The sequence below is a fragment of the Mesorhizobium sp. M7A.F.Ca.AU.001.01.1.1 genome (genome assembly GCF_004022735.1).
Taxonomy (GTDB): Bacteria; Pseudomonadota; Alphaproteobacteria; order Rhizobiales; family Rhizobiaceae; genus Mesorhizobium; species Mesorhizobium ciceri.
Map to the genome: position 1 here is coordinate 1 of NZ_RZPF01000049.1, position 15,116 is coordinate 15,116.

14 protein-coding genes are annotated in these 15,116 nt (G+C 63.4%); 13 read left to right on the top strand and 1 reads right to left on the bottom strand.

The features are described from left to right. The 11 genes from EN884_RS05230 to EN884_RS05280 all read left to right on the top strand — a co-directional run. Nucleotides 1-640: DeoR/GlpR family DNA-binding transcription regulator (locus tag EN884_RS05230; protein WP_164894928.1), on the top strand; the 640-nt coding region annotated here is incomplete at its 5' end. Nucleotides 641-679: 39 nt separating this feature from the next. Then, the gene (locus EN884_RS05235) at nucleotides 680-1,480 is read left to right on the top strand and encodes a BtpA/SgcQ family protein (RefSeq protein WP_024502261.1); all 801 of its coding nucleotides are present in this window, start codon (nucleotides 680-682) and stop codon (nucleotides 1,478-1,480) included. Between the two features lie 163 nt (nucleotides 1,481-1,643). Continuing rightward, the gene (locus EN884_RS05240) at nucleotides 1,644-3,164 is read left to right on the top strand and encodes an FGGY-family carbohydrate kinase (RefSeq protein ID WP_063170083.1); all 1,521 of its coding nucleotides are present in this window, start codon (nucleotides 1,644-1,646) and stop codon (nucleotides 3,162-3,164) included. Beyond that, complete coding sequence (locus tag EN884_RS05245) at nucleotides 3,164-3,793, top strand: HAD family phosphatase (protein WP_082826650.1); 630 nt, start codon at nucleotides 3,164-3,166, stop codon at nucleotides 3,791-3,793. The genes EN884_RS05240 and EN884_RS05245 overlap by 1 nt, the downstream gene beginning before the upstream one ends. Nucleotides 3,794-4,209: 416 nt before the next feature. Then, nucleotides 4,210-5,097 carry a sugar phosphate isomerase/epimerase family protein gene (locus EN884_RS05250; protein ID WP_013530264.1) on the top strand — a complete coding sequence of 296 codons (888 nt, stop codon included), beginning with the start codon at nucleotides 4,210-4,212 and terminating at the stop codon, nucleotides 5,095-5,097. A 61-nt stretch (nucleotides 5,098-5,158) separates the two neighbouring features. Beyond that, nucleotides 5,159-6,682, top strand: a complete 1,524-nt coding sequence (locus EN884_RS05255; RefSeq protein ID WP_063170081.1) for a sugar ABC transporter ATP-binding protein — start codon at nucleotides 5,159-5,161, stop codon at nucleotides 6,680-6,682. A 31-nt stretch (nucleotides 6,683-6,713) separates the two neighbouring features. After that, nucleotides 6,714-7,682 (top strand): ABC transporter permease, encoded by a 969-nt coding sequence (locus EN884_RS05260; RefSeq protein WP_032898845.1) that lies wholly within the window; start codon nucleotides 6,714-6,716, stop codon nucleotides 7,680-7,682. 44 nt (nucleotides 7,683-7,726) lie between these two features. Further along, nucleotides 7,727-8,740, top strand: a complete 1,014-nt coding sequence (locus EN884_RS05265; protein WP_063170467.1) for a substrate-binding domain-containing protein — start codon at nucleotides 7,727-7,729, stop codon at nucleotides 8,738-8,740. Nucleotides 8,741-8,910: 170 nt separating this feature from the next. Beyond that, complete coding sequence (locus tag EN884_RS05270) at nucleotides 8,911-10,128, top strand: ROK family transcriptional regulator (RefSeq protein WP_024502254.1); 1,218 nt, start codon at nucleotides 8,911-8,913, stop codon at nucleotides 10,126-10,128. Between the two features lie 37 nt (nucleotides 10,129-10,165). Further along, entirely contained in the window at nucleotides 10,166-11,152 is a 987-nt protein-coding gene (locus tag EN884_RS05275) for a sugar kinase (protein WP_063170080.1), read from the top strand. Further along, the gene (locus EN884_RS05280; protein ID WP_032898842.1) at nucleotides 11,152-12,420 is read left to right on the top strand and encodes a D-tagatose-bisphosphate aldolase, class II, non-catalytic subunit; all 1,269 of its coding nucleotides are present in this window, start codon (nucleotides 11,152-11,154) and stop codon (nucleotides 12,418-12,420) included. The genes EN884_RS05275 and EN884_RS05280 overlap by 1 nt, the downstream gene beginning before the upstream one ends. Before the next feature lie 56 nt (nucleotides 12,421-12,476). Here EN884_RS05280 and EN884_RS05285 read toward each other — a convergent pair whose 3' ends face one another. Then, nucleotides 12,477-13,823: an FAD-binding oxidoreductase gene (locus EN884_RS05285; protein WP_063170079.1), complete on the bottom strand. Its 1,347-nt coding sequence runs from the start codon at nucleotides 13,821-13,823 to the stop codon at nucleotides 12,477-12,479. Nucleotides 13,824-13,904: 81 nt separating this feature from the next. Here EN884_RS05285 and EN884_RS05290 point away from each other — a divergent pair, with 81 nt between their 5' ends. Both EN884_RS05290 and EN884_RS05295 read left to right on the top strand, forming a co-directional pair. Next, nucleotides 13,905-14,591 (top strand): ATP-binding cassette domain-containing protein, encoded by a 687-nt coding sequence (locus EN884_RS05290; protein WP_063170078.1) that lies wholly within the window; start codon nucleotides 13,905-13,907, stop codon nucleotides 14,589-14,591. Between the two features lie 26 nt (nucleotides 14,592-14,617). Beyond that, a partial coding sequence (locus EN884_RS05295; RefSeq protein WP_245491900.1) for an FAD-dependent oxidoreductase occupies nucleotides 14,618-15,116 on the top strand: 499 nt, incomplete at its 3' end.

The window sequence follows — 15,116 nt, forward strand, 5'->3', positions numbered from 1 at the left end:
AATCCATGGCGGGGCGATCGAGGCCGACAACCCGCCGCTGGTCGCCATGGACAGCGAAGAGCCGAGTTTCGATTCGCGCTTGCGCCAGCGCCGCGACCCGAAGGCCGCGATTGCCGCGGCCGCGGCCGCGCTGGTTTCGGGATACCGCACGATCGCTTTGGATGTCGGCACCACCACCTATCTGATGGCCGAGCACCTCAGGGACCTTCCGCACGCCAAGGTGTTCACCAACAGCCTCAGGATCGCGGCGGCGCTGAATGGCGGTGTGCCCGAAGTCTATGTTGCCGGCGGCCGCGTACGGGCCGACGAGATGTCGACCGGCGGGCCTGCGGCCATCGCCCAGTTCGAGGCGCTGTGGTTCGATGTCGCCGTGATCGGCGTCTCCGGTATCACAGCGGACGGCCTCTTCGATTATTCCTTCGATGATACCGATATGAAGCGCGCCTATCTGAGGCGGTCAGGCACCAAGATCGTCCTGTGCGATTCCGCCAAATTCCTGCGCATGTCGCTGGTGCGGATAGCGCCACTGTCGGACTTCGACATCCTCATCACCGATGCCGAGCCGCCGGCCAAGATCGTCGCGGCGCTCGCCGCGGCCAAGGTCGACCTGCGCATCGCGCCGCCACTGACGCGCGACTGAGGCGCGCCATTTTCACTTTATCCCCAAGGAGAAGACTCGATGGTATTTGAATTTTTCGGCGACAAGAAGAAGGCTGTCATCTCGATGGCACATATCGGTGCCCTGCCGGGAACGCCCCTCTATGATGCCGATGGCGGCCTCGACAAGCTGATCGATGGCGTACTCTCCGACATCCGCAAGCTGCAGAACGGCGGCGTCGATGCCATCATGTTCGGCAACGAGAACGACCGCCCCTATGTCTTCAAGGCGCCGCCCGAGGGCATTGCCGCCATGACTGCCATCGTCCAGGCGGTGAAGCCCGAGCTGAGAGTGCCGTTTGGCGTCAACTATCTCTGGGATCCGACTGCCAGCGTCGCGATCGGAGCTGCCACCGGAGCCCGTTTCGTGCGCGAGATCTTCACCGGCCTGTTCGCTTCCGATATGGGCTTGTGGGAGCCCGATTGCGCCGCCGCCTCGCGCCTGCGGCACAACCTTGGTCGCGACGACATGAAGCTTCTCTTCAACATCAATGCCGAGTTCGCACACTCGCTCGACCAGCGCCCGATTGAATTGCGTGCCAAGAGCGCGGTGTTCTCGTCGATGGCAGACGCGATCCTCGTCTCCGGTCCGATCACCGGCCAGCCGGCCGACCAGTCCCACCTGCGCAGCGTCTGCGAGACGATCAAGGACGTGCCGGTCTTCGCCAACACCGGCGTGAACATCGACAATGTCCGCGACGTCCTTTCGCTGGCGAGCGGCGTCGTGATCGGGACCCATTTCAAGATCGGTGGCAATACCTGGAACGCCGTCGACGGCGATCGGGTCAAGCGCTTCATGGATGTTGTCGCCACTTTGCGCTGAGGACGGCTTCCACGGCGATGCCGGCCATCGCGCCGGCTCGCGGTGATCATATCGATCGTTGCAGGCCGGCGTCCGGAATGATCGACTGGTATCGAGCAGTGCGACACAACGAGGCAGACAGGTTTCGCCCGCCTGCCCTTCCCAGCATTTCAATGGATTCGACATGGCGTTCGTTCTCGGTCTCGATATCGGCACCACCTCGACGATCGGCATCCTGATCCGGCTTCCCGATCAGGTGCTGGGCCTCGCCTCGCGCCCCGTCACGCTGCATTCCGAGCATGCGGGCTGGGCCGAGGAAGATCCCGCGCAATGGTGGACCAATGTCCGCGACATCGTGCAGGAGTTGCTCAGGACCAGCGGCATCAAGGCCGAGGAAATCGTGGCGGTCGGCACCACCGGCATGCTGCCGGCGGTCGTTCTTCTGAACGAGAAGGGCGAAGTGCTGCGGCCGAGCATCCAGCAGAGCGACGGCCGCTGTGGCGCCGAAGTGGCCGAACTGCGGACCGAATGCGATGAGACGGCTTTCATCGCCAAGGCCGGCAACGGCATCAACCAACAGCTCGTCACCGCAAAGCTGCGCTGGATTGAGCGTCACGAGCCGGAGGTGTTCAGCCGCATCGCCACCGTTTTCGGCTCCTACGATTATATCAACTGGCGCCTCACCGGCGAACGTGCGGTCGAGCAGAACTGGGCGCTGGAGGCCGGCTTCGTCGACGTTTCGACGCACCGGATCGACGACGATCTGGTGGCGCTCGCGCACATACCGCGCTCGGCCGTGCCACGAAAGATCGCCTCGCATGAGATCCTCGGCTCCGTCTCGGCGAAGGCCGCCGATGAGACAGGCCTGATGGCGGGAACACCGGTCGTCGGCGGTGCAGCCGACATGATCGCCTCCGCGCTTGGCGCCGGCGTCGCCAAGCCGGGCGATGTCCTCCTGAAATTCGGCGGCTCGGTCGATATCCTGATCGCTACCGATCAGATCAAGCCCGATCCGCGCATGTATCTCGATTATCACCTGGTCCCGGGCCTGTTCATGCCCAATGGCTGCATGTCGACAGGCGGCTCCGCCCTCAACTGGTTCGTACGCAATTTCGCCGGCGGCGAGATGGCCGCGGCACAGGCCGAGGGTATTTCCGTACACCAGCGGCTCGATGCGCTGGCGGCAGAGCGTCCCGCCGGTGCCGACGGCCTCATCATCCTGCCCTATTTCCTTGGCGAGAAGACGCCGATCCATGATCCAGCGGCCCGCGGCGTGATCGACGGCCTGACGCTTTCGCACGATATCGGCCATGTCTGGCGCGCTTTGCTCGAGGCCTATGCCTTTGCCATCGCGCATCATGTCGAGGTGCTCAACGACATGGGCCATCGGACCGAGCGCTATCTCGCCTCCGACGGCGGCTCAAGCAGCAAGGTCTGGATGCAGATTGTCGCGGATGTCTTGCAAAAGCCGGTCCAACGCCTGACCGGGCACCCCGGCTCCTGCATCGGCGCTGCCTGGACGGCGGCGATAGGCACCGGCCTGACCGACGACTGGTCGGGCGTTTCCGGTTTCGTCAGCTTCGCCGACCGGCTCGATCCCGACCCGCGAAAGGCCGACATCTACCGCGACGGTTACCGCCGCTATCGCGATCTCTATACACGCCTATCGGCTCCTGGCGCGACCAAAGCGGGATCGCCATCGTGATGTATCGCGCCGTCGCCTGGGACATCGACGGAACGCTGATCGACAGCGAGCCGTTGCATCATCAATCTCTCCTCGCCGGCTGCCGCAACTGGAACGTCGATCTTGACGACCTGCCCGACCAAGCCTTTCGCGGCATCCATATGGGCGACGTCTGGACAATGCTGCGTCCGCGCCTCCCAGTCGGGCTTGACCAGGCGGAGTGGCTCGCCGCCATCAATGCCCACTACGTCGCCAACCGGGCGGACGCCATCCCGATCCCCGAGGCGGTCGAGACGATCCGGACCCTGGCTGACCGCGGCGTCCCGCAGGTCTGCGTGTCAAATTCCGGCCGGCAAGTCGTCAATGCCAATCTGGATGCGCTCGGCGTGCTCGACCATATGAGCCTCACAATCAGCCTCGACGACGTTACGGTCGGCAAACCCGACCCAACGCCCTATCGCGAGGCCTGCCGGCAGCTCGCCATAGCTCCGGGATCCGTCGTCGCTGTGGAAGACAGCCGCACCGGCACCAAGGCCGCACGGGCCGCCGGTCTGTTCGTGGTTGGCTATCTCCCCAGCGGCGGCCCGCTCAGCGACATCGATCTCAGTGCCAACCGTCTGTCGTCGATCCTGGACCTGTTTCCCGGCTGAGGGTTTGCGCGTCGCCGCGTCCGGGTGCGCGCTTGGGCAAGCCGGAGGATCGGGCGTCCGCCGGCTGGTCCCAAGCGAATGCCTTGGCAGGAACCAACGAACGTTGGACCGGGTTCCGCTCGTTCCGCATTCGCCTTGCGTCTCGCCGAGCGAGCGGTCCATGCCGCTCGGTCTGCGCAAGTGACGGGATATTTGTTGTCAAAAGCTGCATATCCCGTTTCTCGCATAGGTCAGAGAAGATTTTCTCGCATCTCCATGATGCCTCTCAACCATTTGTTTTCCAGCATTTTTTTAATCCGGCATGATTGGCTCGCGCCGACCAATGCCAGAATTCCTCTTGCGCCGAAGCTGAATTTTAGGCATTCAGGATCAAGTTTGTATCTTTAACATGCAAACCTGATTATCGGAGGATCTGAATGCGGCGTCTTGGTATCCATTCATTTGTCTGGACAAACGGCCTGACCCAGGAGGGCCTGGAAATGGCACTCGCCAAGTCGGCGGATCATGGTTACCGGCTGATCGAGTTCGCTTATCTGCGGCCCGAGAAATTCGACCTCGACCGCCTGGCGAAGCAAGCCAAGGAACTGGACATCGAGATCGTGGTCACGATGGGCCTGTCGGCGGATGCGGACGTCTCGAGCGAGGACAAGGCCGTGGTCACCAAGGGAAAGGCGCTCTTGTCCGACGCGGTCAAGGCGGTCCGCGACATCGGCGGCATCCGATTGGGCGGCATTCTCTATTCGATGCACGGCAAGTATGACGGGCTGCCCACGCGAACCGGCTGGATGAACAGCGCCGACGCCATCGCCGCGACAGCCGAGGTGGCCAGGGATAGCGGCGTGCAGATCGTTCTGGAAGTGGTGAACCGCTTCGAGTCCAACCTCTTGAACACGACCGCGCAAGGCCTGAAGTTCATCAAGGACACCGGCCGCGACGACGTCTTCCTGCATCTCGACACGTTCCACATGAACATCGAGGAGGCGAGCCAGGCCGAGGCGATCCGTCTGGCTGGGGACAAGCTCGGTTATTTCCACTTCAACGAGAACTACCGCGGCTATCTCGGCACCGGTACGATCGATTTCGCGAGCATCTTTTCCGCGCTGGTGGACATTGGCTTCCACAATCGCGACGTCACCTTCGAGAGCTTCTCCAGCGCCATCGTCGATGAAGCCCTGTCGCGTGTGTGCGGCATCTGGCGCGACACCTGGACCGACAACAATCCGCTCGCCGCGCATGCCAAGGCTTTCATCGAAAGCCGTTGGGAAGAAGCCGTGCGCCGGGCCGAGATCAACAAGGCTGCCTGAAGACGAAAGGGCTGCGGGCCGACAAGCGCCCGCGCCATCTCATCCCGAGGAGGACGGGAAGATGACGCAGAACGAAGCTATCACCAACGAGAACGGCGCCACCGCGCCGCTTCTCCTCAGCGCCGAAAATGTCGCGAAGAGCTTTGCAGGCGTTCCCGCCCTGGTCGACGGGCGGATTCGGTTGCGCGCCGGGACGGTCAATGCCTTGTGCGGTGGCAACGGTGCCGGCAAGTCCACCTTCCTCGGCGTGTTGATGGGGATGCTGCGGCGCGACGCCGGATCCGTCACGGTGAAAGGCCGGGAGGTGAATTTCTCCTCCCCCGCCGAGGCGCTCGATGCCGGTATCGCCATCATCACCCAGGAGCTCAGCCCGTTCCTGGACATGACCGTCGCCGAGAACCTCTATCTCGGCCGCGAACAGCGGCGCGGCCGCTTCTTCGTCGACGACAAGTGCATGCTAAGCGACGCGGAGGCGATCCTGGCGCGGTTGAAATTCAACATCCCCGCTGGTGCGCGGTTGCGCGATCTTTCGATCGCGCAGGCCCAACTCGTCGAGATCACCAAGGCAATCAGCCGCCGCAGCGACATCCTGATCATGGACGAACCCACCTCGGCCATTGGCGAGCGCGAGGCGCAGATGCTGTTCGACGCGATCCGCACTCTGACCGCGGAGGGCGTAGGCATCATTTATGTCTCGCACCGCCTGACCGAGATCTTCGAGATCGCCGACGATTATACGGTCTTCCGCGACGGCCGTTTCGTAGGCGGCGGATCGATTTCCGAAATCGACCGCAAGGGCCTGATCCGGTCGATCGTCGGCCGCGACCTGTTGGACCATCATCGCGAACCGAAGGATACCGGCCCGCAGAAACCCTTGCTCGAAGCCCGCGGCTTTGCATCGAAGGGAAAGTTCGCCGACATCGACATGACCGTTCATGCGGGAGAGATCGTCGGCATATACGGGCTTCTCGGCTCCGGTCGCAGCGAGTTCGTGAATGCGCTCTACGGAAACGAGCCGCGGGATTCCGGCCAGGTGCTGATCGAGGGCAAGCCCATCGATCTCAAGACGCCCGCCGATTCCATCGGCGCCGGCATTTCGCTGGTCACGGAGGACCGCAAGCAGACGGGCCTGTCACTGACCGCGTCGGTCGCCCACAACATCACCGTGGCCAACCTGCCGCATTATGCGCGCAAGGGCTTCATGAACGGATCGGCGGAAGGCAGGAGCGTGGTCGAGCACATCAAGCGCTTCTCCATCAAGACGGCGTCGCCGGACCTGCCCGTCCAATCCCTGAGCGGCGGCAACCAGCAGAAGGTTGTCCTTGCGCGCTGTGTCGACACCAACCCCAGGATCCTGATCTGCGACGAGCCGACACGCGGCGTCGACGAAGGCGCCAAGCGCGAGATCTATGCCTTCCTCGGCAATTTCGTGAAGGCGGGAAACGCCGTGCTGATGATCTCGTCCGAGGTGCCCGAAATCCTCGCCAATGCGGATCGCATCGTCGTTTTTCGCCGGGGCCGCATCGCAGGCGAGGTCGCCGGACCCGAGGCCACCCAGGAAACCCTCGTTCATCTGGCTTCCTAGCCAGACGATCCATTTCGTGGAGAAGAATCCAATGGTATCCGCCAGTCAAAGCATGAGCGGCATGAGCCTGGGAAAGTTCATCGCCCGTTATGGCATCGTCATCTCGTTTATCCTCCTGTTCGTCGTGTTGTCGCTGGCGTCGCCGAACTTCCTGTCCACCAACAATCTGCTGAACGTTCTGCGGCAGGTCTCCATGAACGGTGTGCTGGCTGTCGGCATGACCTTCGTGATCCTGACGGCCGGCATCGATCTCTCCATCGGTTCGCTCCTGGCGCTGGCCGGCGCCGTGGCGGCCAGCCTGGTCACCGGCGCGGATGCGTTCAATCCGCTCCTAGCAGTCGCGGCCGGCGTCGCCGTGGGCGCGCTTTGCGGCGCCGTCAATGGCGGGCTGATCGCCTACTTCAAGGTGCCGGCCTTCGTCGCCACGCTCGGAATGCTGAGCGTGGCGCGCGGCGCGACGCTGCTTTACAGCGGCGGCCGCCCGATTCCCAATCTCAGCCTCGAATTCCGCTGGCTCGGCCAGGGTCTCGTGCTCGGCATACCGGTACCGGTGATCATTTTCGCCGTCGTCTTCGCTGTCGCGGCAATCGTCCTGCGCTACTCCATTTACGGAAGACGGGTCTATGCGGTGGGCGGAAACCCGCGCAGCGCGAAGACGAGCGGCATCAACACCACCGGCATCATCTTTTCGGTTTACGTCATCATGGGCGCGCTGGCCGGTCTCGCGGGTGTCATGCTGACGGCCCGCACCACGTCCGCCCTGCCACAGGCGGGCATCGGCTACGAACTCGATGCCATCGCGGCGGTGGTCATCGGCGGAACAAGCCTCACCGGAGGTATCGGCCGCATCGGCTATACGCTGGTGGGCGTGCTGATCATCGGCATGATCAGCAACGGTCTCGATCTGATGGGGGTGTCCTCATACTACCAGCAGATCATCAAGGGTTCGATCATCGTCCTCGCGGTGCTGATCGACCGCTCCCGAGCCGGGAGAGAGTAACAGGCGCAAGCGGCGCGGCCGCACGCAACATGGAGGAAATGCACATGAAAACGACAAGACGCTTCCTGATGGGAGCAGCGGCCGGCCTTGCCCTTGCAGGCATGGTGTTCGGGGGGAGTTCGGCCGACGCCAAGACGTTGAAGATCGCGGCGATCGTCCAGAGCCTCAACACCGAGTACAATGTTCTGTGGGCCGATGCCGCCAAGGCGCACCCCGCGCTTGCGGACGGTACCGCCGCGCTGACAGTTCTCGACGGTCGCCAGGACGTGCTGACGCAGTCGAACCTGTTCGACACAGCCATCACCGAAAAATACGACGCGATCATCTTCATCCCGGTCGACATCGACGCCGGCAATGAACCGATCGAGCGCGCGAAGGCAGCCGGCATCCCGGTGTTCGGCTCCAACACGATGGTTTCCAACACCGCGCTCTACGACGCCTACATCAATTCCAACGATGTCGAGGCCGGCGAAATGCTGGCCAAGGCGGTGATCGACAAGGCCGGCCCGCAGGCCAAGGTCGTGATCCTGGAAGGGATGCTGGGCCAGTCGGCCCAGGTACAGCGGCTTGAAGGGATCCAGAAGGTGCTGAAGGAAAATCCCGGAGTGACCATCCTGGAGCAGAACACCGCCAACTGGTCACGCGCCGAGGCCATCACGCTGATGGAGAATTTCCTGACCTCGCATGGCGATGCGATCCAGGGCGTCCTGGCCGAAAACGACGAGATGGCCGTCGGCGCCATCGAGGGCATCCGCAACCACGGCCTGGATCCCAAGACGGTTCCGGTCGCCGGCGTGGACGGCATCAAGGACGCGCTTGAAGCCGTCAAGCGTGGCGAACAGTCGATGTCCATCCTCCAGGATGCCAACGGACAGGCGCAAGGGGCGATCGACCTCGCGCTGCACAAGATCGTCGGCGACAGCTACAAGCCGCGCGCGGCTGTCTGGGACGTAAACGGCGGCAAGCTCGCCTGGAACGACGGCAAGGACCAGCATTACTACGTGCCGTGGCTGGCGGTGACCTCCGAGAATGTCGACAAGGTGCTTGTCGGCAATTGACGCTCCAACAGGAGGATGCCGCTCGCTCGCGGCATTCTCCTTCGCGTCCGGCGCAGCGGGAATTGCTTGCTTCCGACATCAGGCGGTTCATTCTTTGAGGACTTTGCGTTGCCGGAGGAAAAACAAGCTCGGGTGAAGTATAGGCTGGGAACGAACATGCGGAGTCCGCCATGAACCATGTAACCTTCGCCAGCAGCTCGCCTCGCAGGATCCGCCAGAGCAATTCGGTAGCGACGCTGAACGCGCTCCACCGCTTCGGCCCTTTGAGCCGGGCCGATCTCGCCAGGCATATGGGGGTCAACCGCTCGTCCGCCGGCAATATCGTCCTGGAGTTGGTCGAGGCCGGACTCGTTCGCGAAGTAGCGGAGAACGATGTCGCGAATCCGGCGGGCCAGCCCAGGGCCGGAAGACCGGGTATCCTCGTGGAAATCGTGCCTGAAGCCGTTTTCTTCGCCGGCATAGAGATCGGTGTCGAACATATGACATGCGTCGAGATCGATCTCGCGGGCAAGATCGTTCGCAGCGCCATGACGCGCTTCGAAGGACACGACAGCGATCCGGAGGCCGCGGTCCACATGGCGATCGAACAGGTGTTTCTCGAGATGCGGAAGGATAGCCTGGCGCGATGTCAGGGCATCGGCATCGCGGTGCCCGGACAAATGAACCAGGACGGTTTCATCCACGTCGCACCGATCCTGGGGTGGCGCAATGTCGATCTCACAGGCCTTGCCCGCAGCCTTCTTCCGGCCGAGATCCCGGTATCCGCGGAAAATGACGGCAACGCATTCGGCATCGGCATCACATACAGCCAGCCGGAAGCGGCGAGCGGCGTCACCTTCTTCATGGTCATCGAGAACGGTGTCGGTGGCGGAATTGTCATCGACGGCAAGTTGTTCCGCGGCGGCAATGGCCTGGCCGGAGAAGTCGGCCACCTCAAGACACGGAACCCGACATACCGGAATCTGGAGCAGGCCTTCGGGCGCGACCGCATCCTGTCATCCTATCGCCAGTACAGGCCGGACGCCGACTTGGACTTGTTCCTGCGTGACGTCCGCGATCGTGTTCCTCAAGCGGTGCAGCTCGCCGAAGAATGGGCTGTCTTGTTCGCATTTGCAGTCGTGCAGATCTCGCGGCTGATCGACCCGAACCGCATCGTGCTGGGCGGGTCCGTCGCGGAATTGTATCCATTGGTCGCCGCACGGGTCGACGCGCATATCCGCGAGCTCCAGGCCGCGACCTTTCCTATCCCCGAGATCGTTTTCAACGAGAGCGCCATCTATGGAGCTGCCTTCGGAGCCGCTTGCATGATGCATCAGCGCTTCATGTCGCTCGACAACCAGATGCTCAACAAGGACGCGGTTTCCGGTCCAGACGCCTCGGCGTCGTGAAACCGCAAACGACACCACACCTAGGATTGGACGCTTGATGAACGACCTCCCCCAAACGCTTGCACCGGACTCGCTCGGGCCAACCGTGACGATTGGAGAAATCCTGGTAGAGATCGTCGCGAGGCAGACAGGCACCGGTTTCCGGGAACCGATCGACCTCATTGGCCCCTTTCCGAGTGGCGCGCCCGCCATCTTCATCGATCAATGCGCGCGTATGGGCGGAGCGGCGGCAATGGTGGGCGTGGTGGGCGACGACGATTTCGGCGCGGTCAACATGGAGCGCCTGAAGCGAGACGGCGTAGACACTTCCGCCATCGCTGTTTCCGCGGATTATCCGACGGGCAGCGCCTTTGTCCGCTACCGCACGGACGGAAGCCGCGATTTCGTCTACAACATCGCCAAATCCGCCGCCGCTCGACTGGAATGGACCCCGCAGGTCGAGGCGCTGATCGCGCGTTGCGGGCATATCCACGTCATGGGAACGGTGTTCGCAAGCCCCGCGGCCTGGGCGATCACCGAACGCGCGATCCCGCTGATCAAGGCACGCGGCGGCACCATGTCGCTCGATCCGAACCTGCGCAAAGAATTGCTGGCGCACGGCCAGACCGAGGAGAAATTCGCGAGCCTGGTGGACAAAGCGGACCTGCTGCTGCCGTCGGGCAATGAATTGTTCCTGGCCGCCGGCATGGATGGCGAGGAACGCGCAATCGAGGCGCTGTTCAAACGAGGGGTCAAGGAGATCGCCGTGAAGCGTGGCGAACATGGCGCGTCAGCCCGTCAAAGCACGGGCGCCAGTGCCGATTGTCCCGGCCTCATCGTCGAGGAAACGGACCCCACCGGCGCCGGCGACTGTTTCGGCGGAGCCTATGTCGCATGCCGGCGGTTGGGGATGCCGCTGCGGACTTCGCTCGAATTCGCCAATGCGGCAGGGGCGCGCAACGTCACACGCCTCGGCCCCATGGAGGGAGCCGGCACGCGGGCCGAACTGGAAGATTTCATGGCAAGAACGGCGAGAAGAAGCTGATGCGTGTGGCGATCGAAGATGTGCCGGGCCTGCACAGGGAAGGAAAGAAAATCGGGGTAACCTCGGTGTGCTCGGCGCACCCCCTGGTGCTCAAAGCTGCACTGCGCCACGGCCGGGAAACCGGCACCACCGTCCTGATCGAAGCGACGTGCAACCAGGTCAATCATCTGGGCGGTTATACGGGCATGACGCCGTCCGATTTCGCGGCGATGGTGAAAGCGCTCGCGGCAGTCGAGCAGTGCCCGACAGAGCTGATCGTGCTTGGCGGGGATCATCTCGGTCCCAATCCCTGGAAAGACCGGCCCGCCGAGGAGGCGATGGCGCAGGCCGGGACAATGGTCGATGCTTATGTCCGCGCCGGCTTCCGCAAGATCCATCTCGATGCATCGATGGGCTGCGCGGGTGAACCGGCGACGCTAGACGACCATACGGTGGCCGAGCGCGCAGCCAGAATGGCGGGCGTCGCGGAACAGGCGGCCGCGCAGAGCGGCGGGGCAAGCCCGGTCTACATCATCGGGACGGAGGTGCCGCCTCCCGGTGGCGCCGATCACGCTTTGGATGCGATCACCCCGACCAGTCCGGAGGCGGCTCGCCAGACACATGCCATTCACGCCAAAGCATTCCAGGCCGCCGGGCTTGAAAGCGCGTTTTCCCGCGTCATCGGGCTTGTCGTGCAGCCGGGCGTGGAGTTCGGCAACCAGAATGTGATTTTTTACGATCGGACCAAGGCCAGCGATCTGGCGGCAACTCTGAACACATTGCCGTCGCTCATTTTCGAAGCGCATTCGACGGACTATCAGGGCGAGAGGCCGCTGCGTGAACTCGTCGAAGATGGCTTCGCCATCCTCAAGGTCGGCCCCGAGCTGACCTTCAAACTGCGCGAGGCGCTGTACGCGCTCGACCTGATCGCTTCCGATCTGGTGCCTTTCTATGGCCAGCGGCCGCTTTATCAGGCCATGGAAGAGCTGATGCAAGCCGCGCCCAAGAACTGGGCAAGCCACTATCATGGCAGCGATGCCGACAAGCGGACGCTGCGCCACTACTCCTATTCCGATCGCATCCGATATTATTGGGCGACCCCGCAAGCCCGTGCCGCCTGCGACCGGCTCTTCGACGCGTTGAAGGGCCGCAAGGTGCCGGTGACGCTGTTTCTCCAGCACCTGCCTTCGGCGCTCGCTTGGGCCGCCCGCGGCTGCGACGTCGAGGAGATCGCGATCGATCACGTCCAGCGAAGCATCGAGATCTACGCCCGGGCATGCGGCACCTGAGCCCTCGTCCGGTTCTTCAAGGCCAGAGCGGATGGGCTGGCGGGCGGCAGAAATACTTACAGCGATGGTCCCAATCGGATCGGGCTGCCGTCGCTGAAACGGGATTGACGGAACCTGTGGAGATTGTGCCCGGTCTCGTTGCCCTGGATCAAATCGGACAGGATGCGGCCCATTCCGGGTCCTATGCCGAAGCCGTGGCCGCTCATCCCGGTCGCGACAACGAGGCCTGGGAACGCAGCGGCGCGATCGACGATGGGCACGACATCAGGCATCGCATCGATCATGCCCGCCCAGCTCGCCTTGAGCGGTACGGTCGTGAACTGAGGGAAAAGCTCCCTGAACCCGCCGTCGATGGCGCGGAGCGCCGACGTCTCGGGAGCCGGATTGAGGACGCGCATCCGTTCGAAAGGGCTTTCTTCATCCGCGTTCCAGCTGCGCGGGGTCGACCAGCCGTCCGGGTAGCCTCGCGGCGCGGCCGGCAGGTAGCGTGTGCCGAACGGATTGGCCATCAGGGCGCTGACATATTTGCCTGCATGGCGAAATGCGTCCGGCCCTATGTAGAGTTGGCTGCTGCCTCCCGATGCGAGCGTGTACCCGCCATCCTGCCTGCGCCGGAAAGCGATGCGTTCGTCCGCGGCGGCACCGGCGTGGATTTCCGCCATCGGCGCTGTCGCAGCGACAGTCGCCCTGACGCTGAGCTGCGGAATCGAGATGCCGTGGGCGCGCAGGAACAGCGACGTCCACGCGCCGCTGGCGACGAGGACGCTCGAGGCCGCGATGAGCCCTTTCTCGGTCCAGACGCCACTGATGCGTCCCGCGGAGATGTCGAGCATACGTGCCGCGCAATTCTCGATGATCGTCGCGCCTTCGCGGGCCGCCAGGCGAGCAAGCGCGGGCACGGCGACCCAAGGTTCTGCCCGCATGTCCGATGGAGTGATCATTGCGCCTTTGAACAGTCGCGACATGGCCGGGATCAGGCTTGCCAGCTCACCCTGGTCGAGGAGACGCGTGTCGACGCCATGAGCCTGGGCGATCTTCAGGAATTTCGCGAAGCCGGCCATCTCCTTGTCTGTTCGCGCAAGATAGGTAACGCCCGTCTGCTTCAGTCCTATGTCCTCGCCACATTCCTGTGCCAGTTGCCGCCAGAGGCGCTGCGCTTCGATGACGATCGGCAGTTCGTCGGCATCGCGGCCCTGCTGCCGGATCCAGCCCCAGTTGCGCGAGGATTGCTCGGCGGCGATGCGTCCCTTTTCCAGCAGCGTCACCGAGACGTTCCGCCGCGCCAGGAACAGTGCCGTGGTCACGCCAATGACCCCGCCGCCGATGATCACGACGTCCGAGGTCCTCGGCAGGGGCTGCTGGAACTGGATCGGGGTGGCTTCAGTGAAGGGGAAGATTGTCAAAGAGCACTATCCTTTGGCATTCCGCAGCGGCGTCCGGTCTACACACTTGATATCAGGGCAGCGATATCTGGCCGCCGTGAGATGTCGATACCACGCGAGGAGATTGATCGTCAGCTGCTGCTTGCCGGGAACGACGAGGCCAGATCGCGGCGCCGGCAAATCCACGCTTCTGAAATCAATTTCCGGGCCATGGCGCCGACCGGGGGCACGCTTGCCTTCAACAGCGAGTCGATCGCCGGCCAGGCGCCGGAAAAGCTATGCCGGAAGGGCCTGGCACTGGTGTCGGAAGGCCGCAGTATCTTCCGGACACTGACGGTGCGGGAAAACCTGCTGCTCGGCGGCATGATCCGCAAGGACAAGGCCGAAGCGGCCGCCGATCTGGGAACGGGTTCTGGAAATCTTCCGATCCTCAGGACCCGCTACCGCGGCGTTGCCGGCCACCTTTCCGGCGGCGAGCAGCAGCAGCTTGCCATCGCCCGCGCCATCCTGCAGCGCCCGTCGCTGATGATGATCGATGAACCGTCGCTTGGCCTTGCGCCGCTGGTGATCGACCAGGTCTACGAAAGCCTCCGCCAGCTTAACGCCAGCGGGCTGACCCTGCTCGTCGTCGAACGGTCCACCGCTCGCATTCTCGACCTCGCTTCCCGCGTCTACGTGCCGCGCAACGGCCATAACGCGCTGGAGGGTTCGGCAAGCGAGCTTGCCGACGGGCATGCGCTGGAAAAGGCCTATTTCGACTATGGCGATCGTCAGACGGCGCACGCATAATCGGGCAGGCAAGGGCTACAACAATGATTTTCGACTACTGCGTCATCGGCGGCGGCATCGTCGGCCTGGCGACGGCCATGCGGCTGCTGGAAACATATCCCGGCTGCAGCCTGATCCTGTTGGAAAAAGAGGAGGCTCTCGGCAAGCACCAGACCGGCCACAACAGTGGTGTCATCCATGCCGGCATCTACTATCCGCCAGGCAGCCTGAAGGCCGAGCTCTGCCGCAAGGGCGCGGATGCCACCAAGGCCTTCTGCCAGGAGAACGGCATCCGCTTCGATGTCTGCGGCAAACTGCTCGTCGCCACCTCCGCACTCGAAGTGCAGCGCATGGAGGCGCTCCACGAACGCTCGAAGCAGAACACGATCGAAGTCCGGCGCGTCAGCGAGGGTGAATTGAAGGAGCGGGAACCGAACATCCGCGGTCTCGGCGCGCTTTTCGTGGCCTCGACCGGCATCGTCAGCTATGCCGATGTCTGCCAAGCCATGGGGCGGCGCATCAGGGCGCTTGGCGGCGAGATCCGCC